Genomic DNA, 20,802 nt, shown 5'->3' with positions numbered 1-20,802 from the left:
GGCTGTCGGCTGATCCATCGCTATCGCGAGCAAGCTCGCGCCTACAGGTGTGTGGTTCATTCAATGAACAGTGTCGGCACCCTCCCGGTCAGCGACGTTCGATTGGCACGAACTTGCGCTGCTCGACGCCGATGTACTCGGCGCTTGGACGGATGATGCGGTTGTTGCCACGCTGCTCGAACACATGGGCCGCCCAGCCGGTCAGGCGCGAACAAACGAAGATCGGCGTGAACAGCTTGGTGGGGATGCCCATGAAGTGGTACGCCGAGGCGTGGTAGAAGTCGGCGTTGGGGAAGAGTTTCTTCTGCTCCCACATGGTCTGGTCGATGGCCTCGGAAACCGGAAACAGCACCTTGTCGCCCACTTCGTCGGCGAGTTTTTTCGACCAGCCCTTGATCACCTCGTTGCGCGGATCGTTGTCTTTGTAGATCGCGTGGCCAAACCCCATGATCTTGTCCTTGCGCTCCAGCATGCCGAGGGTGCCCTTGATCGCCTCTTGCGGCGAACTGAAGCGCTCGATCATTTCCATGGCCGCTTCGTTGGCGCCGCCGTGCAGCGGGCCACGCAGCGAACCGATGGCCGCGGTGATGCAGGAGTACAGGTCGGACAGGGTCGAAGCACAGACCCGGGCAGTAAAGGTCGAGGCGTTGAACTCATGCTCGGCGTAGAGGATCAGCGATACGTTCATCACCTTGACGTGCAGGTCGCTGGGCTTCTTGCCGTGCAGCAGGTGCAGGAAATGACCGCCAATGGAAGGCTCGTCGCTGACACAGCTGATGCGCACGCCTTCGTGGCTGAAGCGGTACCAGTAGCACATGATCGCCGGGAAGGCCGCCAGCAGGCGGTCGGTGACGTCATGCTGCTGGGAGAAGTCTTTCTCCGGCTCGATGTTGCCGAGGAACGAGCAGCCCGTACGCATCACGTCCATCGGATGGGCCTGGGCCGGAATCCGCTCCAGCACTTCCTTCAGCGCCTGAGGCAGGTCGCGCAGCTTGCCCAGCTTGCTGGTGTAGGCCGCCAGTTGTTCCTGGGTCGGCAGATCGCCGTACAACAGCAGGTAGGCGACTTCCTCGAACTGCGCATCGGCCGCCAGTTCGCGCACGTCATAGCCGCGATAGGTCAACCCGGCACCGGCCTGGCCCACGGTGGACAGCGCGGTTTGCCCGGCCACCTGGCCGCGCAGACCTGCGCCACTCAATACTTTTGCTTCGGCCATTGCTCTCTCCAATCTTGAATTTGTTAGGGACTTGGCAACTTCGTTGGTCGGGACTCACCCCGACCATGGAGGAGCGAGCTTGCTGGCGATCTGGGCCCGCGCGCCCCAGCGTGTCAGGGATTGCGCGTCATTGTTGGTGGCCATCACGAGCACGCTCGCTCCCACAGGGATTGATTCAACCTTTCTTCTGGGCGAACAGCGCATCGAGCTTCTGCTCGAAGCTGTGGTAGTCGATGCGCTCATAGAGCTCCATGCGGGTCTGCATGGTGTCGATCACGTTCTGCTGGGTGCCGTCGCGACGGATCGCGGTGTAGACATTCTCCGCCGCCTTGTTCATGGCACGGAACGCCGACAGCGGGTACAGCACCAGGGAAACATCCACGGATTTCAACTGTTCGGTGGTGTACAGCGGGGTTGCGCCGAATTCGGTGATATTGGCCAGGATCGGCGCTTTCACCCGATCGGCGAAGATCTTGTACATCTCAAGCTCGGTGATGGCTTCCGGGAACACCATGTCGGCGCCGGCCTCGATGCACGCCGCGGCACGCTCCAGGGCCGACTCCAGACCTTCCACCGCCAGGGCGTCGGTGCGCGCCATGATCACGAAGCTGTCGTCGGTGCGGGCATCCACCGCGGCCTTGATGCGGTCGACCATTTCCTGCTGGGACACGATCTCTTTATTGGGACGGTGACCGCAGCGCTTGGCGCCCACCTGGTCTTCGATATGGATCGCCGCGGCGCCGAACTTGATCATCGACTTGACGGTGCGGGCCACGTTGAACGCCGAAGAACCGAAACCGGTGTCCACGTCCACCAGCAATGGCAGGTCGCAGACGTCGGTGATGCGGCGCACGTCGGTGAGGACGTCGTCGAGGCCGGTAATGCCCAGGTCAGGCACGCCGAGGGAACCGGCGGCGACCCCGCCACCGGACAGGTAGATCGCCTTGAAACCGGCGCGTTTGGCCAGCAACGCATGGTTGGCGTTGATCGCGCCCACCACTTGTAACGGCTGTTCGCTGGCGACCGCATCGCGGAAACGCTGGCCTGGAGTGCTCTTGTTGGAACTCATGACTCACCTCGTGGAGTGGCTGTCTGATGGGCGCTGTCCTGGTAGTGACGCGCGATGTTGCGTTTCGAGGCGCCGATGTGGCGGCGCATCAGTAGCTCGGCCAGTTCGCCGTCGCGATCGGCAATGGCGTCGAGAATCCGGTGGTGTTCGGCAAAGGCCTGGTGCGGACGGTTGGGGGTCGCGGAGAACTGGATGCGGTACATGCGCACCAGTTGATACAGCTCGCCACAGAGCATTTGCGTGAGGGTGCGGTTGCCGGCGCCCTGGATGATCCGGTAATGGAAGTCGAAATCCCCTTCCTGCTGGTAGTAGCCGACGCCAGCCTGGAACGCCGCATCGCGCTCGTGGGTATCGAGCACCCGGCGCAGCTCGTCGATTTCCTCGGTGGTCATGCGCTCTGCCGCCAGGCGACAGGCCATGCCTTCCAGGGATTCGCGGATTTCGTAAAGCTCGATCAGCTCGGCGTGGCTGAGGGACACCACCCGGGCGCCGACATGCGGCACTCGTACCAACAGGCGCTGACCTTCCAGGCGATGGATGGCCTCGCGCAGCGGACCACGACTGATGCCGTAAGTACGGGCCAGTTCAGGCTCGGAGATCTTGCTGCCCGGGGCGATCTCGCCCTTGACGATGGCGGCCTGGATCCGCCGGAAGACGTTTTCGGACAGGGTTTCAGAATCGTCCTGCGTCGGCAGCGGATGTTCCAGTTGATCCAGCATATTGTCGACACCTTGAAAATCAATTAGGCAAAAATTAGCCAATACACCCTAAACAGTCAAAGGAAAAATTGAGATTGTCGACAATCGTCTAATAACCCTTTGCACCAAAACGAGACAAAAGGCCCGCCCCCGACGCTGGCGCCATAAAACCAGCATGCTAGAATGCCGCCCGCATTGGCCTGTCATCTTTTTATGGCACGCATACGAGGGAGCTTGCGCAGCAATGCCGGTCGCCTTGAACTGAAGAACCCAAGCCCATCAGGATCTATGAGACTCAAGGCCCTTCCCCTACTCCTCTGTCTGCTTGCCCTGCCCGGCATCAGCGCCGCCGCCGGCAAGACGGTCTACGGTTTGAACGAGTACGCGCAACTGTCAGGTATCGACCTGGAAGTTGCAGCCAAACTCGACACCGGTGCCAAGACTGCTTCCTTAAGTGCCCGCGACATCAAGCGCTTCAAGCGCAACGGCGAATCCTGGGTGCGTTTCTACCTGGCCATCGACGCCGCCCATTCCCACCCCATCGAACGGCCGCTGGCCCGAGTCAGCAAGATCAAGCGCCGCGCCGGCGACTATGACCCCGATGAGGACAAGAACTACACCGCGCGTCCGGTGATCGCCCTGGATGTCTGCATGGGCAGTGCCTTGCGCAGCATCGAAGTGAACTTGACCGACCGCAGCGCCTTCCAATACCCGCTCCTGATTGGCTCCGAAGCCTTGAAACGCTTCGATGCGCTGGTCGACCCCAGTCTTAAATACGCTGCTGGCAAACCCGCCTGCGCCACCGACGCTCATACCGCAGAGTAATTCCAATGCGCTCTCTTACCCTTCATCTGAAAGTCCTGATCGCCATCCTGGTGGTGCTGGGCATTTCGATCACGGCCTATCAGATCTTCGTGCTCGGCATTCCGGTGACCGAAGACGCCACCGACGATCTGTGGAACATCGATGCCAAGGTCGAGTTCGTCGCCAACGGCAAGGACCCGATCAAGATCCAGATGTTCGTGCCGCCCCTGAGCCGCGACTATGTGAGCCTCAACGAGAGCTTCATTTCCAACAACTACGGGGTGGCGGTCAACCGCGTCGACGGCAACCGCAAGGTCACCTGGTCGGCACGCCGGGCCAAGGGCAACCAGACCCTGTACTACCGCCTGGTACTGACCAAGCGCTACAGCGCCGAGAAGTCCAAGATCAAGGGCCCGACCTTCCGCGACAGCATGGCCGTGGAAGGCCCGGAAAAGATCGCCGCAGAAGCCCTGCTGGCGCCGATCCGCCAGCACTCGGCGGACGTCGAGACCTTCATCAGCGAGGCCATCAAGCGCGTCAACAACGCCAATGACGACAACGCCAAGCTGCTGCTGGCCGGCGACCCGTCCAGCGCCAACAAGGCCAAGATCGTCGAACTGCTGCTGTCCATCGCCCACGTGCCGATGGAGAAGGTCCATACCATTCGCCTGGTGGCCGATCAGCCGCAGACTCCGGAACTCTGGCTGCGCAGCTTCAACGGCACCGACTGGCTGTACTTCAACCCGGAAACCGGCGAACAGGGCATGCCCAGCGATCGCCTGCTGTGGTGGACCGGCGATGACAACCTGATCACCGTCGATGGCGGCAAGAAGGCCAACGTCACCTTCAGCCTCAACAACAGCGAAATGAACGCCATTCGCCTGGCCAAGCTGACCGACGAGAACACCGACGCCAACTTCCTCGAATACTCGCTGTACGGCCTGCCGCTGCAGACCCAGCAGACCTTCATGATCATGGTGATGATTCCCATCGGCGTGCTGGTGATCCTGATCCTGCGCAACCTGATCGGCCTGCAGACCCTGGGCACCTTCACCCCGGTGCTGATCGCCCTGGCCTTCCGCGAGACTCAACTGGGCTTCGGCATCGTGCTGTTCACCGTGATTACCGCGCTCGGGCTGTCACTGCGCTCCTACCTGGAACACCTCAAGCTACAGATGCTGCCGCGGCTTTCGGTAGTGCTGACCTTCGTGGTGGTGCTGATCGCCGCCATTAGCCTGTTCAGCCACAAGCTGGGCCTGGAGCGCGGCCTGTCGGTGGCGCTGTTCCCGATGGTGATCCTGACCATGACCATCGAACGCCTGTCCATTACCTGGGAAGAACGCGGCGGCGGCCATGCGATGAAAGTCGCCATCGGCACCCTGTTCGCCGCGTCCCTGGCACACCTGATCATGAGCGTGCCGGAGCTTACGTACTTCGTCTTCACCTTCCCGGCGATGCTGCTGATCCTGGTGGGCTTCATGCTGGCGATGGGTCGCTACCGCGGCTACCGCCTGACGGAGCTGGTGCGCTTCAAAGCCTTCGTCAAGGCCGACTCCTGATGTTCGGCCTGTGGAAGACCTGGAAAGCCCTGGAAGCGCGGGGAATCATGGGCATCAACCGGCGTAACGCCGACTACGTGCTCAAGTACAACAAGCGCAGCCTGTACCCCATCGTCGATGACAAGATCATCACCAAGGAACGGGCGATCAAGGCCGGCATCCATGTACCGGAACTGTACGGGGTGATCTCCACCGAGAAGGAAATCGACAAGCTCGACGAGATCATCAAAGGGCGCAACGACTTCGTGATCAAGCCGGCCCAGGGCGCCGGCGGTGACGGCATCATCGTGATTGCCGACCGCTTCGAGGGCCGCTATCGCACGGTATCCGGCAAGATCATCAGCCATGAGGAGATCGAGCATCATATCTCCAGCATCCTCACCGGCCTGTATTCCCTGGGCGGCCACCGCGACCGGGCACTGATCGAATACCGGGTAACCCCGGACCAGATTTTCAAGAGCATCAGCTACGAAGGCGTGCCGGACATCCGCATCATCGTGCTCATGGGCTACCCGGTGATGGCCATGCTGCGCCTGCCGACCCGCCAGTCCGGAGGCAAGGCCAACCTGCACCAGGGCGCCATCGGCGTCGGCGTCGACCTGGCCACCGGCCTGACCCTGCGCGGCACCTGGCTGAACAACATCATCACCAAGCATCCGGACACCACCAATGCCGTGGACGGTGTGCAACTGCCCTACTGGGACGGTTTCATGAAGCTGGCGGCCGGCTGCTACGAGCTGTGCGGCCTGGGCTACATCGGCGTGGACATGGTGCTGGACCAGGACAAGGGCCCGCTGATTCTCGAACTCAATGCCCGGCCCGGGCTGAATATCCAGATCGCCAACGACTGCGGCCTGACCCAGCGCACCCACGCCATTGAAGCCCACCTTGAGGAACTCAAGGCTCGTGGCATCGAGGAAACCGTCGCAGAGCGTGTGCGCTTCGCCCAGGACCTGTTCGGCCACATTCCTCCCGTCGAAGGCTGACAGCCCCGGCTGTAGCCGCTGCCCCAGGCAACGGCTACAGGTCGGTAAATGCGCCGTTCAAGGGGCAATCGCCGACATCCCCTCTAGGAGCAACTCCTGCAGAGGCATACAATCGCCAGCCGCGCTCCGATGGCTGATCTGCCCCGCATGTTGACCTGCTCCGTACACCCGCTTCCCTATCGCGCCAACCCCGCCGAGTATTTCGCGGCAATCGAACACGCCCCCGGTGCCGTGCTACTGGACAGCGGCCGCCCCAGCGCCGAGCGCGGCCGTTATGACCTGCTCAGCGCCTGGCCCCTGGCAGAACTGACCCTGGCCGCTGACGAGCCTGGCGGCGACTTCCTGCAACGCCTGCGCGATAACCTCCAGCACCTGGGCCAGGCCCAAGTGCCCGCGCCTTATGAATTGCCCTTCGCCGGCGGCCTGATCGGCTACCTCAGCTACGATTTCGGCCGACACCTGGAGCGCCTGCCGAGCCAGGCCCGGGATGACCTGCAATTGCCCGAGGCACGCTTTGGCCTGTATGCCTGGGCGCTGATCAATGACCACCAGACGGGCACCAGCCAACTGCTGTTCCACCCCAGCCTGGAAGCCTCCGAGCGCCAGCGCCTGATCCAGCTGTTCAACCAGCCGCCCATGACGGCAGCAGCCTCGTTCAAGCTGACCAGCGCCATGCGGGCCGACCTGAGCGCCGAGGATTACCGCCAGGCCTTCCAACGCATCCAGCACTACATCCAGGCCGGCGACTGCTATCAGGTGAACTTCGCCCAGCGCTTTCGCGGCCAGTACCAGGGCGATCCCTGGGTCGCCTACTGCGCCTTGCGCGCCGCCTGTCCGACCCCGTTCTCGGGCTTCCAGCGCCTGCCGGATGACGGCGCGGTGCTCAGCCTGTCGCCGGAGCGTTTCGTTCATGTCAGCCAGGGCCGGGTGGAAACCCGGCCGATCAAGGGCACTCGTCCCCGGGGTCGGGATGCCGCAGAAGACGCCGCCAACGCCGCCGAGCTGCTGGCCAGCCCCAAGGACCGGGCGGAAAACCTGATGATCGTCGACCTGCTGCGCAACGACCTGGGGCGCACTTGCCGCACCGGCTCGGTGCGCGTGCCGGAGCTGTTCAGCCTGGAAAGCTACCCCAATGTGCACCACCTGGTGAGCGCCGTGACCGGCGAGCTGGCGGACGACAAGGATGCTCTGGACCTGATCGCCGGCAGCTTCCCCGGCGGCTCGATCACCGGGGCGCCGAAGATCCGTTCGATGCAGATCATCGACGAACTGGAGCCCACCCGGCGCGCGTTGTACTGCGGCTCGCTGCTGTACCTGGACGTACGCGGGGAGATGGACAGCTCCATCGCCATTCGCAGCCTGTTGGCCAAGGACGGGCAGATCTGTTGCTGGGGCGGCGGCGGGATCGTCGCGGATTCGGACTGGCAGGCGGAGTACCAGGAATCCATCACCAAGGTACGGGTGTTGCTGGAGACATTGCAGGGGCTTTAGGGCCTATTCGCCGGCAACCGGCGCCTACAAGAGCACGCCGTTCACCTGTCCGTAGGAGCTGGCTTGCCAGCGAAGGCGTCGACAGGATTTGTGAAAATCCAAGGGCCTCTTCGCCGGCGAACCGGGTTACAGGCTCAAGGTGCGATTGGAAGCCTTGATGAACTCCTGCTTCAACTCGGCAAAGCTGTGCACCGCGGGGAACTGCGGGAACTCGCGAATCACGTTGTCCGGCGCATGGAACAGGATGCCGGCGTCGGCCTCCCCCAGCATCGTCGTGTCGTTGTAGGAATCCCCGGCAGCGATGACCCGGTAGTACAGGCTCTTGAAGGCCAGCACCGACTGGCGCTTGGGGTCTTTCTGACGCAGTTGATAGCCGGTCACCCGGCCACCGTCATCGGTGATCAGGCGGTGACACAGCAGGGTGGGGAAACCCAGCTGGCGCATCAAGGGCTGGGAAAACTCATAGAAGGTATCGGAGAGGATCACCACCTGGAAGCGCTCGCGCAACCAGTTGACGAACTCCACCGCACCATCCAGAGGCTTGAGGGTGGCGATCACTTCCTGGATATCGGAGAGTTTCAGGCCGTGCTCGTCAAGAATCCGCAGGCGCTGCTTCATCAATACGTCGTAGTCGGGAATATCCCGGGTGGTTGCCTTGAGGGATTCAATCCCGGTTTTTTCGGCAAAGGCGATCCAGATTTCCGGGACCAGTACACCTTCCAGATCGAGACAGGCAATTTCCACAAGACACTCCCATTGGTTCTGATTATTTAAATTGAGCGAGCAAAAGGACTGCCGAACTCTAGCGATTCGCCTGCGCAGGCGCAACGCAGAGGAGCGCGCCAGGGCCGGGTGGATTTTGTTAAGATCGCCCCCCTATAGAGCGCACAGCGCCACCGACCTGTAGGAAACCGCCCTGATGAACCCATCGTTCGACGTCACTGAACTCGCCGCGACCTATGCCAACAAATCCGCCCAGGACATTCTCAAGCTGGCCTTCGCCCAGTTCGGCGATGACCTGTGGATTTCCTTCAGCGGCGCCGAGGACGTGGTGCTGGTGGACATGGCCTGGAAGCTGAACAAGAACGTCAAGGTATTCAGCCTCGACACCGGCCGCCTGCACCCGGAAACCTATCGTTTCATCGATCAGGTGCGCGAGCACTATAAGATCGACATCGAGCTGATCTCGCCGGACCACAGCAAGCTCGAACCCTTCGTCAAGGAAAAGGGCCTGTTCAGCTTCTACAAGGATGGCCATGGCGAATGCTGCGGCATCCGCAAGATCGAACCGCTGCGACGCAAACTGTCCACCGTCAGCGCCTGGGCCACCGGCCAGCGCCGCGACCAGAGCCCGGGCACCCGCAGCCAGGTGGCGGCACTGGAGATCGACAGCGCCTTCTCCACGCCGGAGCGCACCCTGTACAAGTTCAACCCGCTGGCGCAGATGAGCAGCGAAGAGATCTGGGGTTACATCCGCATGCTCGAGCTGCCTTACAACAGCTTGCATGAACGCGGTTTCATCAGCATTGGCTGCGAGCCCTGTACCCGTCCGGTGCTGCCGAACCAGCACGAGCGCGAAGGCCGTTGGTGGTGGGAAGAAGCCACCCAGAAGGAATGCGGCCTGCACGCCGGCAACCTCATCAGCAAAGCCTGACCCCTCCCTTCTTCTGTAGCAGCCGGCTTGCCGGCGAATGAGCCCTCCCCCCTGAGGACGCCTTCGCTGGCAAACGCAAGGCTCCCGGCCACCCCCCACAACCAACATGTACACATAAATGTCACTATCAGTGCCATTTTTGTGTGCACTTTCAGCAGCTACCGCCCCAAAAGGTTACAGACCTTTCTTCCGTCAGATTTCATGACATGCGCTGTCGTGCCTGACGAAAAATAAATACCTGTTCAAACGGTCAATTTTTAATCTCACTGTTTCATACAGTTAGGGACAACTCATAACAAAACGAAATCAGCAGCCCATTTCATAGCTGCGCAATTGGCACAGAAGTGGCTTTAGTCGATCTATGTTTTGTATACAAAAAAATCAAAACATACATACACTAACCGTCCGCACGCCTGATCCACGACTCAAGCTGCAGATGCCCCGAACCCAGTGATTCCTCCCCTGCGACGAAGATTGTCGAGCCTTGGGCTCAAGCACAGTCATCCAGGGCCGGAATCAGGAGCCGCCGGAATGCACACCAGCCCTTCCAACAACATCGCACTGGATCTGCCCTCCTCGCCGCACTCGCACAACCTGCAACAGCCCATCACTGCAACCGATCCGGACAGCGTCATCCTCAGCCCGCGCCTGCACAACCGCGACCTGGCGCCGACCAAGGTCGAAGGCCGCCGCTGGGGCGGCTACAGCATCTTCGCCCTATGGACCAACGATGTGCACAACATCGCCAACTACTCCTTTGCCATCGGCCTCTACGCCCTGGGCCTGGGCGGCTGGCAGATCCTCCTGTCCCTGGGAATAGGCGCGGCGCTGGTGTACTGCTTCATGAACCTGTCCGGCTACATGGGCCAGAAGACCGGGGTGCCGTTCCCGGTGATCAGCCGCATCAGCTTCGGCATCCATGGCGCACAGATTCCGGCACTGATCCGCGCGGTGATCGCCATTGCCTGGTTCGGCATCCAGACCTACCTGGCCTCGGTGGTATTTCGCGTGTTGCTGACAGCGATCCATCCGGGCTTCGCCGATTACGACCACAATTCGATCCTCGGCCTGTCCACCCTGGGTTGGGTCTGCTTCGTGGTGATCTGGCTGGTGCAATTGGTAATCCTCGCCTACGGCATGGAGATGATCCGCCGCTACGAAGCCTTCGCCGGGCCGATCATTCTGCTGACCGTGGCCTGCCTCGCCGGGTGGATGTACACCCAGGCCGACGGGCAGATTGCCTGGTCGATCCGCGAACCTTTGACCGGTGGCGAAATGTGGCGGCAGATCTTCGCCGGCGGCGCATTGTGGCTGGCGATCTATGGCACCCTGATTCTCAACTTCTGCGACTTCGCCCGCTCCTCGCCGTGCCGCAAGACCATCAAGGTCGGCAACTTCTGGGGCCTGCCGGTGAACATCCTGGTGTTCGCCACGATCACCGTGCTGCTGTGCGGCGCACAGTTCCAGATCAACGGCCAGGTCATCGAAAGTCCGACCCAGATCATCGCCTCGATCCCCAACACCCTGTTTCTGGTCCTGGGCTGCCTGGCGTTCCTGATCGTCACCGTCGCTGTGAACATCATGGCCAACTTCGTAGCCCCGGCCTTCGTCCTCAGCAATCTCGCGCCCAAGTACCTGACCTTCCGCCGCGCCGGGCTGATCAGTGCCGCGCTGGCGGTGCTGATCCTGCCGTGGAACCTGTACAACAGCCCGCTGGTGATCGTGTATTTCCTCTCCGGCCTGGGCGCCCTGCTGGGCCCGTTGTACGGGGTGATCATGGTGGACTACTGGATCCTGCGCAAAGCCCAGATCCACGTGCCGCAGCTGTACAGCGAAGACCCGCAAGGCGCGTACTTCTACAGCCGCGGGGTCAATCTGCGGGCGGTGGCGGCCTTCGTGCCCGCCGCGCTGATTGCCATCGTGCTGGCCCTGGTGCCGGGCTTTGCCAGCGTCTCGCCCTTTTCCTGGCTGATCGGCGCCGGTATCGCCGGCCTGCTGTACCTGATCATCGCCAAGCGCCAACCCGGGTACGCCGATGTCAGCGGCGAATCCATCGCCGTGGACAACGTCAGTCATTGAACCTGAACGGCCCGGCGCGCCGGGCCTTGAACTGCCCAACCTGTAAGGAACCCCCATGCGCATTCTCGTGGTCAACGTCAACACCACCGACAGCATCACCCAGGCCATCGCCCGCCAGGCACAAAGCGTGGCAGCGCCGGGCACGGAAATCGTCGGACTGACCCCCTACTTCGGCGCCGAATCGGTGGAAGGCAACTTCGAAAGCTACCTGGCGGCCATCGCCGTGATGGATCGCGTACTGGCCTACGACCAGCCCTATGACGCGGTGATCCAGGCCGGTTATGGCGAACACGGCCGCGAAGGTCTGCAGGAGTTGCTCGATGTTCCGGTGGTGGACATCACCGACGCCGCCGCCAGCACGGCGATGTTCCTTGGCCACGCCTACTCGGTGGTGACCACCCTGGATCGTACCGTGCCACTGATCGAGGACCGGCTGAAGCTGTCCGGCCTGTATGAGCGCTGCGCCTCGGTGCGGGCCAGCGGCCTGGCGGTACTGGAACTGGAAGAAGACCCACTACGGGCGGTGGAATCCATTGTGCGCCAGGCCGAGCTGGCGGTGACCCAGGACAAGGCCGAGGTCATCTGCCTGGGTTGTGGCGGCATGGCGGGGCTGGATGAGCAGATCCGCCAGCGCACCGGGGTGCCGGTGGTGGACGGGGTCACGGCGGCGGTGACCATCGCCGAGTCGTTGGTACGCCTGGGGTTGTCCACATCGAAGGTGCGGACCTATGCAACGCCGCGGCCGAAGAAAGTGCTGGGTTGGCCGATGCGCTTGGGGCGCTGAGCCAGGCCACGAGCGGATTCGCCGGCAAGCCGGCGCCTACAGGGCGCTGAAGGTTTGCGCCAGGCCCTGTTCGGCGAACTGCTCGATGACGAAGTCGACGAAGGCCCGGGTCTTGCCCGGGAGCATCTTGTGTTCGGCGTAGTAGATCGAGGTGTAGCCGTCATCGACGTACCAATCCGGCAAGACCCGCTGCAGAGCGCCGCTGCGCAGGTAGTTGACGGCAAACGGCATGCTCACCAGGGCCAGCCCCAGTCCCTGGGCCGCAGCGACGCAAGCCGCTTCGGAATCGCTCATGGTCATGCTGGCCTTGAGCTCCAGTGGGCGCACACCGCCGGCGCGGCCAGTCAGTTGCCAGGTGCGGATGCGCCCGGTCTGCGGTGAGCGAATCAGAATCCCCCGGCAGTGCCGTAGATCCTCCGGCTCGCCAATCGACGCCCGCCCTGCGAGATAGGCCGGGCTGGCCACCAGCACCCGATGGGCCGGTGACAGGCGACGGGCGACCACCCCTTGCGGCAGTTCGAAACCGCCACCGATGGCGGCGTCGAAGCCCTGGCCGATCAGGTCCACTTGGCGATTGTCGAAATGCCAGTCCGGCTGGATGTCCGGGTAACGCTGCAGGAAGGCCCCCAGCATCGGCACTATGTACAGACAGCCAAACACCGTTCCCATGCTGACCTTGAGCGTGCCCGCCGGACGCCCCTGGACGTTGGACAGGCTGCTCACGGCATTCTGGATGGTCAGCAGGCTGTCACTGACTTCTGCCAGGAACAAGCGTCCGGCTTCGGTCAGGGTCAAACGTCGAGTACTGCGCTGAAACAGCCGCACACCGACCCGGGCCTCCAGCTTGGCCACGCTTTTTCCTACCGCGGCCGGGGTCAATCCCAAGCGTCGCGCGGCCTCGGCAAAGCTGCCGACTTCAGCGCTGCGGACAAAACATTCGATACTGCTGAAAGCTTCCATTACCGGGCATTCCAAACTTTTGGTTTACACAGAGTATAGGGATTACCTGCTACACAGCGGCCAATCGACGGTCGATACTCGACGCAAAGCACAAGGCAACCCGCCCTTCAATCTCTGGAGAAGCACATGAGCAAGCACAACCTCAGCGGCAAAGTGGCCTTGATCCAAGGCGGTTCCCGCGGCATCGGCGCCGCCATCGTCGAGCGCCTGGCGGCCGAAGGCGCCAGCGTCGCCTTCACCTACATCAGTTCCGCGAACAAGGCGCAAACCCTGCAGGACAGCATCATCGCCAAGGGCGGCAAGGCCCTGGCGATACAAGCCGACAGTGCCGACGCCGGCGCCATTCGCGATGCCGTGAACAGCACCGTCCAGGCCTTCGGACGCCTCGATATCCTGGTGAACAACGCTGGCGTACTGGCGGTGGCGCCGCTGGACGAATTCAAACTGGAAGACTTCGATCAGACCCTGGCCATCAACGTGCGCAGTGTGTTCATCGCCACCCAGGAGGCCGCACGCCACATGGGCGAAGGCGGACGCATCATCAACATTGGCAGCACCAACGCCGAGCGCATGCCCTTTGCCGGTGGCGGCCCCTACGCCATGAGCAAGGCTGCACTGGTGGGCCTGACCAAAGGCCTGGCACGGGACCTGGGCCCGCGGGGCATCACCATCAACAACGTCCAGCCCGGACCAGTGGACACCGACATGAACCCGGCCGACAGCGATTTTGCCGACAGTCTGATGGACTTCATGGCCGTGCGTCGCTATGGCCGGGCCGAGGAAATCGCTGGCTTCGTGGCCTATCTGGCCGGGCCCGAAGCGGCCTACATCACCGGCGCCAGCTTGAGCATCGACGGCGGTTTCAGCGCCTGATCGGTCAACACAAAAAATAACCGGGCCACCTGTATCAGGGGGCCCGGTTGCTTACGCAGCATCCGCCAGCCGCTGCCGCAGAGGGCGAACCGGCGCGCAACGCCCTGCTTCTCTCTAACAGCGATCTGCTGACTTCAGACCCAGACCAGATGCGGCAAACCACAGGCGGCGGGCTGAAACCCCTTGAGCGAGCGCAGAATCCCGTCAGCGTGGGCGAACTTGGTATCCGCCATGGCCGGATCGGGCACCGCAAGCACCCGCATCCCCGCGGCCTTGGCAGCCGTCACGCCGAAGGGCGAGTCCTCGAACACCAGGCATTCCTCTGGAGCCACACCCAGGCGCCGGGCTGCCGTGAGAAAGATATCCGGCGCCGGCTTGGCCGCCGTCACTTCCGGATCATCGGCGGTGACAATGGTGTCGAACAGCGCGAACCAATCGCCATGACGGGTGATTTTCTCGCCGAAGGACATCTGCGACGAGCTGGTGCCCACTGCGATAGGCACCTGGTGCTGCTTCAAATGACGCACCAGTTGCTGAGCCCCCGGCATGGCCTCGGCTCGAGGAAAGCGCTCACGCATCAATGGCTCACGCATGACCAGGAACTCTTCGGCGCTGATGGGCAGGTCCAGTGCCTCGACCACGTAACGCGCCAGATCGGCGGCGCCACGTCCGATGATGTTTTGCTTGATGGTCCAATCGTAGGTGCGGCCATAACGCTCGGCGATCAACTGCGTGATCTCGGTGTAGATACCTTCGGTATCCAGGAGCAGACCGTCCATATCGAAAATGACCGCCTTGATCGGCCCCAAATCATTCAACTGTGCATTCATCGCATCTGATCCGTTAGCAAAAGTACATTCCAGGGAGCGGCTCAGGTACGGCCCGTTATGTTCGGCAACACGTCAATTAAAGGGTTCAGCAGCATAGCGGCGGGGCTGGCTCAGGAGCAACCGAGGGGCATGGCACAGGGAGCAGGATAGTTTCAGTCGCCAGGATCGAGCTCGTCGTCACCTTCTTCAGGTCCTTCCTGCAGCGGCACCAGCGCATCATCCATCAAGGAGCCGGGATCTTCATTCCCCGGGTCATTGATCACCAGCGGTTGCGCTGGGGCTGGCTCGACATTACCTGGCATTTCGCGGGGCATGATCCTCTCCTTAAACAGCGGGACTGGCTGCATCAAGTATGGCGAAGCCCTGGGTAACGCGCACAAAAAACCCGGCGCAGGGCCGGGTTTTTTGAACGTTGCGCCTAAATCAATGACGCTTCTTGTGCCCCATGCTGCTGCCCAGGGCACCGCCCGCCGCACCACCAATGCCGGCACCCACGGTGGAACCGGTGCTGCCGCCCAGGCGATTGCCGATCAGCGAGCCACCGGCCGAACCCAGACCACCGCCTATCGCGGCCTTGGCCCGGCTGCCCTTGCGCGCGCCCGCCGCACTACCGGCAGCCCCGGCAACTCCCGCACCAATGGCCGCGCCGGTACTGCCGCCGAGCTGTTGCCCGACCACGTTGCCCAGCGCACCGCCGAGACCGCCGCCAATGGCGGCAGTGCCATCGCCGGCCATCGCGCCTTGAGCCAGCAGAAGTCCCACAACCAGGGCAGGTAGAGTTGAACGCATGACTTGAACCTCAAAAAAAGACTGTCGAACTGACACAAAAGCCCAGCGCCGCGCGCCCTGCTACGGAGCGTCACGGCAACACCCGGTTGCTCTCCGGTGGCTTGGACAGCGGATTCTAAAAGAGTTTTATCGCCGCGCAAAAAAAAGCCCGCTGGGGAACGGGCTAGGGGTATTGCTTTTAACGGATGGTTTGAGCGTACTCAGGCAGATGTGAAGATTCTGTGAAAAGTACCCGCGACTGGGAGCAACAGACGCGGATCACACCATTTCTCATCCTGCCAACATCTTCAGTTCACCTTCTGAAGATGCTCGAAGCCGATCAATGCAGGTCAGCCCCTTGGTTGGCTGCCCCGCCACCGCTTCGATAGCGGCCTGAACGCTCACTGGCAACAGTGTTCTCAGCGAATGCTGCGAATGTTGCCCTTGTTGCCTTTGACAGTGACCGAGACTTTCTTGAAGACGAAGTAGTTTTCTTCGCTGACTTCATAGCGTGGAGCCACGATCAGGTCGGCGCCGGAAGACTTGACCGCCTTGAAGGCAGCAGCCGACTTGACTGCACTCACTGGATCCAGGCCCAGACCACCCAGACCGCCGCCGGTATCGCCGCCGTAGGTCACACCATCAGCAAACTGGTTATCGCCACCAAATTGCAGGAAACCAAAGAGGATATTCACCGACGACTGGCCCGAAATTGCCTCGCCCACTGCTACATCTGCCTTCAGGTCAGCCTTGACCTGGCTATCGATGGGCGACGATGGCTGGCTGATGTTGTAGCTGGTGCAACCAGAGGCTGCGGCTACGAGAGTGGACAGTGCGAGGAGTTTGAAAATAGCTTTCACGTTTATTTCCTTATCGCTTTTCATATAAAGGCATCATCGCTGGATGCGCAGCCCCGTTTGAATCGGGATAAAGAACATATCGCCAGTTATAGCCAATTGAGATAAGAAAATTCCTAAAAGCACAAAGGATGCCTCTTTACTTAACCCATCTCACTGGCGACAAACAATTAATACGACTACCCAAAATTGGAAAAAAAATTAATACACAAACAATGACCAAGAAAGTTATGACCTCAATCAACCACCGCAAATGAACCTGACAACTTTGTGACCGGCCCTCACCTCCAGCAGAACCACCCAAGCCCCTTCACAGAGCATCGTCCGGCGCAAACAGGAAGCTCTATCGCCAACAGGGCTGTTGGCCATATCAGGATTTTCCTCAAATTACCCATACCCTCGGATTGCAACTTCAATCCTGATAGACGTCCGGATTTAACTTTTTGCGGACAATAAAAAGCCCCGCATCAAACGGGGCACTCAGAACTAAATATTACTTTCTCTTTGGCATGGCCTTGGGAAAGAACATCGTATTACTGGCTACCGGCAGCGTTGCAGTTTTTTTCCTGCTACTGACCCGGGATTGTTCTTCAACATCGAATGCGGCCTGACCGCAACGCACCAAGTTGTTGATTGGGAACTCATCCCCGTTGTCTTCGATATAGGCAAGACTCCTCATATCCCAGCTCCCTCCAACAACCGATCAGTACCGGCAAGCTCCTGATTGCCTGGAAAATACTAACCGTCACGGCGTCTCAGACTAGCCAGTCATTTGTAGACCTGCCGTCCAAACCAGGCAAGCACCGACGAGCGGCAAGAGACCAGAGAAAAAAATGATCCAGAGCAAATTTCCGGACTCATGAACCCGACGGCCGCTTGATATGGCAGCACGTCCATTTAGAAATTAGCGGGGGCTTTGCTTCCAATTGCTTCATGGGGTGGCGGTGTACCCGCCTAGAAATGGAGACATTTCAGGGAAAACATTAACAACAGGCTCGTCAAACTCGAACTCTCGGGCCGGCCCCCCAATAAAAATCCAGGCTTTTAGCATTTTGTCAATAGTGCTGTTGAGCGACTGTGCGGAAGGCAGCACAGTAGTAGGCTTTCATGGCGCCACACTGCGCGAGCGCCCGATCTGTTCGGATTACTGATAAAGGCAGGTCAGGCTAATGTACAAGCCGCATGTCAGATACCTGAAAGGATTCGAACATGAAAAAGTCCATAGCTGCTCTGGCCGTATCCGCAACGCTCGCTTTCACCGCAACTGTCGCGAACGCCTCCGTGCATCCGACCCCCATCAAGGCTCCTCAGACCGTTAATCAGGTGACAGCCTCTGTTGACACTCCTTTCGGAACCCATCGGACAGCTGGTGAAATCCAGATGGCCAGCCTGGCCAGAAGCTGCTCCGATGATCGATATTCCTGGTGGGAATACAGCGGCTGGGAAATCGTTGGCTGTCTCATAAGCGGCCAGTGGTAACTATTCAGCCAGGCCTGGTGCGTGACTTACTTAATCAGTACGCACCAGAGCCTGCTAGTCCAGCCACATGCGACTTCGAAGATACAGATTCCCTCATACTGCTTACGCAACAATAGCCCTCGCCAGCAGACAATTGCTGGGGGTTTAGAGGCGAGCCTTGTTGCGTATTCGAGCTGGGACTTCAGCAACAAAATACCTTTTCATGCGCATGCTGCCGACGCTTAACGCTCGTCGAATTCGGCCTCGGTCATTTCGCCGAGATCGCTGCAGCCATCTACTACGCAAAGGGCAAACTTTTTAAGCAGATGTTATCCATTCAATGCTACCGAAAAACACCTGCCAGCCCCCTATTGGCCCCAGAGGCCATTTTTCAAACGCCAAAAACCACAAACCCCCGACTTCACTAGGAAAATTAGGGGTTTGTGTTTTCAGAATGTGGCGGTGAAGGAGAGATTCGAAACTACCCGCAAAGTTACTTCTATTATGCAAGTGCCCGGTTTACAAGGGCTGCAGGCCGATTGCTTTCGTGAAAATCGAGGCTCGCCAGTCCCATGGCAGTCCCATGGGTTTGTAAGCCAGGATGCTGCGAGAGGCCAAAAATGCCATTCCCCCCGATTTATGTTGAGCCCTGGGAAAAAGGTAATTTTGGTAATGCGTTGTCAGAACCCCAAGAAAACCCAATGAAATCAGTCATTTGGCGAACCTATCAATAGGTAATAAAAAGGTAAGTAAGAGGTTAGAAAATTACCTTCAGTCCGAGTAATACCTAACAACCCCAAACCCCAGCAAAATAAGGGCTTGAACAAAATATTACCTTTCTTATTACCTAAAATTACCCTCCAAGGTAATGTCTGAAAGCCACGCTCTATAAGGGCTCCAGCCCGTTTTGACCCATCGATTACCAAAATTACCTTTTTCCCAGCCCTCATCTGAAAAATGGTCATGAATCATCAGTCCAGGTGCTTACCTATCAACCCTTTACCTTGAACTCTAGGGCTCTCATGGAACCTGAGGCCCCAGGTATACTTTCAGTCATGCTCCGAGGTAACCCTCACCCACCGTGGACAAAATATGGACACTTTTTACGCTTAAACCAACCTTCACTTGACCACTTTTCGCTGCTGACGAATCATCATGTTGACTAGATCATTTAGAGGTCTGTCGAGCGCCAACTCCCCCCCGAACGATACAAACTTCAATGGCGAAGGATCCACTAGGCGTTGAACCATCAAACGCCCGAGCAGTGCGGCAGCTCTGAGATTGTCTCCGAAACCCTGTCGTAAACACCTCCTGATACCTGCACTTAGCAAATCCGCTAGCTGGACCCCAAAATCGCCTTGAGAATCAACAAACTGAAAGTCTTCTCTGAAGATTTTTCCGAGATTCAGTGATCCCGTTAGGTCTTTCTCAATGCCGTGACTCTCCCTGAGGTAGGTTGGTGCCTCTCCTTTTGCAAACACATAGCCAGAAAAGTGACTGTAATCAAACGCCTCACAGGTGACCAAGGGGGAACTGAGAGACATCGACTGTAAATACACAGGAGATAGCGTTTCAAAAGCAGACTCATACTCGGTCTTTTTCTCGCGAGCTTTCCGGTCAACACGCCACACAAATCCAGACAAGGTCTCCGGGGAGTTCTGCGGGTAGTAAAGGAGTGATTGCTGGAGCACTAACTGCATGAGTTCTACCTGACAGAAAAGCTGGATATAGAGCTGATCTGACAAGCTCCGAAGCAGATCAGCAGTGCTTTGAATAAGCGTGCGTCCCTCCTCGTGATACATTTTTTCTTTGTTTGTGAGTATTGCGCTTGCGGCACCCTCCTTGTGGGCAGCGACGGCTTGAGGAGTGTTAAGGTGGGCGTCAGTTGCCACCCCGTGCAACGTGCAATTCGCCCTCTCAAGCCGCCCTAGAAGGCGGAAGTAGCTCATCTCGTCCTTCAACACGCCAAGCTTGAGCTCTTCCGCAGGAGCACAGCCATTCTCTGATTTGAAGTCTCCTAGCGCACTCCTGGCCTCCTCAAGACTCCCTTCCGGGATAACAACAGCAGCAACCGCGCTCCAGGCTGCTACGTCTGGCGTAAAGACAAAGTTCCCGGACTCATCTATAAAAATGTGCATACCTCACTCCTATATCTTTGAACTCTTAGCTGCATATCATGGCAAGGCGACACAAGATGAAGATGCCAGCATAGTGAGATTTCATCGACCTTATGGACTTCAACCTCCTTTGACAAACTGTGAAATGGGGGCCTCCACCAACTGCCCCGGCGCTAGGTACTCTTGCCCCAAAACAGGAGGTTCCACCACCAGTCCCTGCAGGTAGCCGATACATCCCTTTCAGAAATGAAAAAGGTCTGATTGCGATGATTTTTTCTGCTCTCCCCAAGCGGGCTGGGCTTCTCAGAAAGGTCACTGCTTTAAGAATGCTCCATCGCACCACTAGCGGGAATAACATTTATCTGCAAAACCTTTCACCCTGTGCAATCACCAAACACCCGACAGACCCCGCAGCGGGCCTGGGTGGAGGCATGGTTTGCACCACCACGTGGCTTTGCACAAAAAAGGGACACAGAGCCCGTCGGCGGGAGGGGGATAAGTTTTTTTCAGAGGTTTTTTATTGGTAGGCCTGATTTTTACTTCACAAACTCATTGTGAAGCCCCTGCTACAGCAGGTATTGCGGCCCAAAGAGCCTAAA

At 59.5% G+C, this 20,802-nt stretch carries 20 protein-coding genes; 9 read left to right on the top strand and 11 right to left on the bottom strand.

The features are described 5' to 3' along the window. Window positions 1–88: 88 nt before the first annotated feature. The 3 genes from prpC to FW796_RS24175 form a co-directional block, all read right to left on the bottom strand. Window positions 89–1,216 carry a bifunctional 2-methylcitrate synthase/citrate synthase gene (gene prpC, locus FW796_RS24185; protein ID WP_123725785.1) on the bottom strand — a complete coding sequence of 376 codons (1,128 nt, stop codon included), beginning with the start codon at window positions 1,214–1,216 and terminating at the stop codon, window positions 89–91. Between the two features lie 175 nt (window positions 1,217–1,391). Continuing rightward, window positions 1,392–2,285: a methylisocitrate lyase gene (prpB, locus tag FW796_RS24180; RefSeq protein ID WP_011060181.1), complete on the bottom strand. Its 894-nt coding sequence runs from the start codon at window positions 2,283–2,285 to the stop codon at window positions 1,392–1,394. Continuing rightward, window positions 2,282–3,004 (bottom strand): GntR family transcriptional regulator, encoded by a 723-nt coding sequence (locus tag FW796_RS24175; protein WP_346631852.1) that lies wholly within the window; start codon window positions 3,002–3,004, stop codon window positions 2,282–2,284. The genes prpB and FW796_RS24175 overlap by 4 nt, the downstream gene beginning before the upstream one ends. Window positions 3,005–3,271: 267 nt before the next feature. On the opposite strand from FW796_RS24175, the gene rloA reads away from it, so the two are divergent. The 4 genes from rloA (at window position 3,272) to pabB (ending at window position 7,823) form a co-directional block, all read left to right on the top strand. Next, a complete protein-coding gene (rloA, locus tag FW796_RS24170) occupies window positions 3,272–3,808 on the top strand; it encodes a retropepsin-like aspartic peptidase RloA (protein ID WP_402890994.1) in 537 nt (178 codons plus the stop codon). 5 nt (window positions 3,809–3,813) lie between these two features. Then, window positions 3,814–5,346, top strand: a complete 1,533-nt coding sequence (gene rloB / locus FW796_RS24165; protein WP_346631854.1) for an osmotic stress tolerance membrane protein RloB — start codon at window positions 3,814–3,816, stop codon at window positions 5,344–5,346. After that, window positions 5,346–6,332 carry an alpha-L-glutamate ligase-like protein gene (locus FW796_RS24160; RefSeq protein ID WP_346631855.1) on the top strand — a complete coding sequence of 329 codons (987 nt, stop codon included), beginning with the start codon at window positions 5,346–5,348 and terminating at the stop codon, window positions 6,330–6,332. The genes rloB and FW796_RS24160 overlap by 1 nt, the downstream gene beginning before the upstream one ends. 147 nt (window positions 6,333–6,479) lie before the next feature. Then, window positions 6,480–7,823 (top strand): aminodeoxychorismate synthase component I, encoded by a 1,344-nt coding sequence (pabB, locus tag FW796_RS24155; RefSeq protein WP_404939945.1) that lies wholly within the window; start codon window positions 6,480–6,482, stop codon window positions 7,821–7,823. 126 nt (window positions 7,824–7,949) lie between these two features. Here the strand turns inward: pabB and thrH are convergent, their stop codons facing one another. Beyond that, the gene (thrH, locus tag FW796_RS24150) at window positions 7,950–8,567 is read right to left on the bottom strand and encodes a bifunctional phosphoserine phosphatase/homoserine phosphotransferase ThrH (RefSeq protein WP_015634738.1); all 618 of its coding nucleotides are present in this window, start codon (window positions 8,565–8,567) and stop codon (window positions 7,950–7,952) included. 175 nt (window positions 8,568–8,742) lie between these two features. Here thrH and FW796_RS24145 point away from each other — a divergent pair, with 175 nt between their 5' ends. The 3 genes from FW796_RS24145 (at window position 8,743) to FW796_RS24135 (ending at window position 12,340) form a co-directional block, all read left to right on the top strand. After that, window positions 8,743–9,477: a phosphoadenylyl-sulfate reductase gene (locus FW796_RS24145; RefSeq protein ID WP_346631856.1), complete on the top strand. Its 735-nt coding sequence runs from the start codon at window positions 8,743–8,745 to the stop codon at window positions 9,475–9,477. Window positions 9,478–10,008: 531 nt separating this feature from the next. Next, window positions 10,009–11,556, top strand: a complete 1,548-nt coding sequence (locus tag FW796_RS24140; protein WP_346631857.1) for an NCS1 family nucleobase:cation symporter-1 — start codon at window positions 10,009–10,011, stop codon at window positions 11,554–11,556. 55 nt (window positions 11,557–11,611) lie between these two features. Next, entirely contained in the window at window positions 11,612–12,340 is a 729-nt protein-coding gene (locus tag FW796_RS24135; RefSeq protein ID WP_446440174.1) for an aspartate/glutamate racemase family protein, read from the top strand. A gap of 36 nt (window positions 12,341–12,376) precedes the next feature. Here FW796_RS24135 and FW796_RS24130 read toward each other — a convergent pair whose 3' ends face one another. Beyond that, on the bottom strand, window positions 12,377–13,300 hold the full coding sequence (locus tag FW796_RS24130) for a LysR family transcriptional regulator (protein ID WP_346631859.1): 924 nt from the start codon (window positions 13,298–13,300) through the stop codon (window positions 12,377–12,379). Between the two features lie 126 nt (window positions 13,301–13,426). Between FW796_RS24130 and FW796_RS24125 the strand changes: the two genes are divergently transcribed. Next, window positions 13,427–14,173: a 3-oxoacyl-ACP reductase family protein gene (locus tag FW796_RS24125; RefSeq protein WP_346631860.1), complete on the top strand. Its 747-nt coding sequence runs from the start codon at window positions 13,427–13,429 to the stop codon at window positions 14,171–14,173. A 134-nt stretch (window positions 14,174–14,307) separates the two neighbouring features. Here the strand turns inward: FW796_RS24125 and FW796_RS24120 are convergent, their stop codons facing one another. The 5 genes from FW796_RS24120 to FW796_RS24100 form a co-directional block, all read right to left on the bottom strand. After that, window positions 14,308–15,003, bottom strand: coding sequence for an HAD-IA family hydrolase (locus tag FW796_RS24120; protein WP_446440173.1), 696 nt, complete (start codon window positions 15,001–15,003; stop codon window positions 14,308–14,310). A 152-nt stretch (window positions 15,004–15,155) separates the two neighbouring features. After that, the gene (locus FW796_RS24115) at window positions 15,156–15,317 is read right to left on the bottom strand and encodes a hypothetical protein (RefSeq protein WP_346632082.1); all 162 of its coding nucleotides are present in this window, start codon (window positions 15,315–15,317) and stop codon (window positions 15,156–15,158) included. Window positions 15,318–15,426: 109 nt separating this feature from the next. Continuing rightward, a complete protein-coding gene (locus FW796_RS24110; protein WP_047302868.1) occupies window positions 15,427–15,792 on the bottom strand; it encodes a glycine zipper domain-containing protein in 366 nt (121 codons plus the stop codon). A 398-nt stretch (window positions 15,793–16,190) separates the two neighbouring features. Next, window positions 16,191–16,655, bottom strand: coding sequence for a hypothetical protein (locus FW796_RS24105; RefSeq protein WP_404938807.1), 465 nt, complete (start codon window positions 16,653–16,655; stop codon window positions 16,191–16,193). Between the two features lie 466 nt (window positions 16,656–17,121). Beyond that, the gene (locus tag FW796_RS24100; protein WP_346631862.1) at window positions 17,122–17,307 is read right to left on the bottom strand and encodes a hypothetical protein; all 186 of its coding nucleotides are present in this window, start codon (window positions 17,305–17,307) and stop codon (window positions 17,122–17,124) included. A gap of 530 nt (window positions 17,308–17,837) precedes the next feature. On the opposite strand from FW796_RS24100, the gene FW796_RS24095 reads away from it, so the two are divergent. Then, a complete protein-coding gene (locus FW796_RS24095) occupies window positions 17,838–18,107 on the top strand; it encodes a hypothetical protein (RefSeq protein WP_346631863.1) in 270 nt (89 codons plus the stop codon). 1,100 nt (window positions 18,108–19,207) lie between these two features. Here the strand turns inward: FW796_RS24095 and FW796_RS24090 are convergent. After that, a complete protein-coding gene (locus tag FW796_RS24090; RefSeq protein ID WP_446440172.1) occupies window positions 19,208–20,224 on the bottom strand; it encodes a DUF3800 domain-containing protein in 1,017 nt (338 codons plus the stop codon). Window positions 20,225–20,802: the final 578 nt, after the last annotated feature.

This window comes from Pseudomonas sp. 910_21, from assembly GCF_052850735.1.
The sequence above is the reverse complement of the archived record's forward strand: the minus strand, read 5'-3'. Positions and strand labels throughout refer to the sequence as shown.

Coding starts and splice junctions, on each gene's coding strand:
- pabB (WP_404939945.1), top strand. CDS start 6,480: ATGTTGACCTGCTCCGTACACCCGCTTCCCTATCGCGCCAACCCCGCC.
- FW796_RS24120 (WP_446440173.1), bottom strand. CDS start 15,003: ATGAATGCACAGTTGAATGATTTGGGGCCGATCAAGGCGGTCATTTTC.
- FW796_RS24110 (WP_047302868.1), bottom strand. CDS start 15,792: ATGCGTTCAACTCTACCTGCCCTGGTTGTGGGACTTCTGCTGGCTCAA.
- FW796_RS24160 (WP_346631855.1), top strand. CDS start 5,346: ATGTTCGGCCTGTGGAAGACCTGGAAAGCCCTGGAAGCGCGGGGAATC.
- rloA (WP_402890994.1), top strand. CDS start 3,272: ATGAGACTCAAGGCCCTTCCCCTACTCCTCTGTCTGCTTGCCCTGCCC.
- FW796_RS24090 (WP_446440172.1), bottom strand. CDS start 20,224: ATGCACATTTTTATAGATGAGTCCGGGAACTTTGTCTTTACGCCAGAC.
- rloB (WP_346631854.1), top strand. CDS start 3,814: ATGCGCTCTCTTACCCTTCATCTGAAAGTCCTGATCGCCATCCTGGTG.
- FW796_RS24175 (WP_346631852.1), bottom strand. CDS start 3,004: ATGCTGGATCAACTGGAACATCCGCTGCCGACGCAGGACGATTCTGAA.
- FW796_RS24095 (WP_346631863.1), top strand. CDS start 17,838: ATGAAAAAGTCCATAGCTGCTCTGGCCGTATCCGCAACGCTCGCTTTC.
- FW796_RS24100 (WP_346631862.1), bottom strand. CDS start 17,307: ATGAGGAGTCTTGCCTATATCGAAGACAACGGGGATGAGTTCCCAATC.
- prpC (WP_123725785.1), bottom strand. CDS start 1,216: ATGGCCGAAGCAAAAGTATTGAGTGGCGCAGGTCTGCGCGGCCAGGTG.
- FW796_RS24145 (WP_346631856.1), top strand. CDS start 8,743: ATGAACCCATCGTTCGACGTCACTGAACTCGCCGCGACCTATGCCAAC.
- FW796_RS24125 (WP_346631860.1), top strand. CDS start 13,427: ATGAGCAAGCACAACCTCAGCGGCAAAGTGGCCTTGATCCAAGGCGGT.
- FW796_RS24115 (WP_346632082.1), bottom strand. CDS start 15,317: ATGCCCCGCGAAATGCCAGGTAATGTCGAGCCAGCCCCAGCGCAACCG.
- FW796_RS24105 (WP_404938807.1), bottom strand. CDS start 16,655: ATGAAAAGCGATAAGGAAATAAACGTGAAAGCTATTTTCAAACTCCTC.
- FW796_RS24130 (WP_346631859.1), bottom strand. CDS start 13,300: ATGGAAGCTTTCAGCAGTATCGAATGTTTTGTCCGCAGCGCTGAAGTC.
- FW796_RS24140 (WP_346631857.1), top strand. CDS start 10,009: ATGCACACCAGCCCTTCCAACAACATCGCACTGGATCTGCCCTCCTCG.
- prpB (WP_011060181.1), bottom strand. CDS start 2,285: ATGAGTTCCAACAAGAGCACTCCAGGCCAGCGTTTCCGCGATGCGGTC.
- FW796_RS24135 (WP_446440174.1), top strand. CDS start 11,612: ATGCGCATTCTCGTGGTCAACGTCAACACCACCGACAGCATCACCCAG.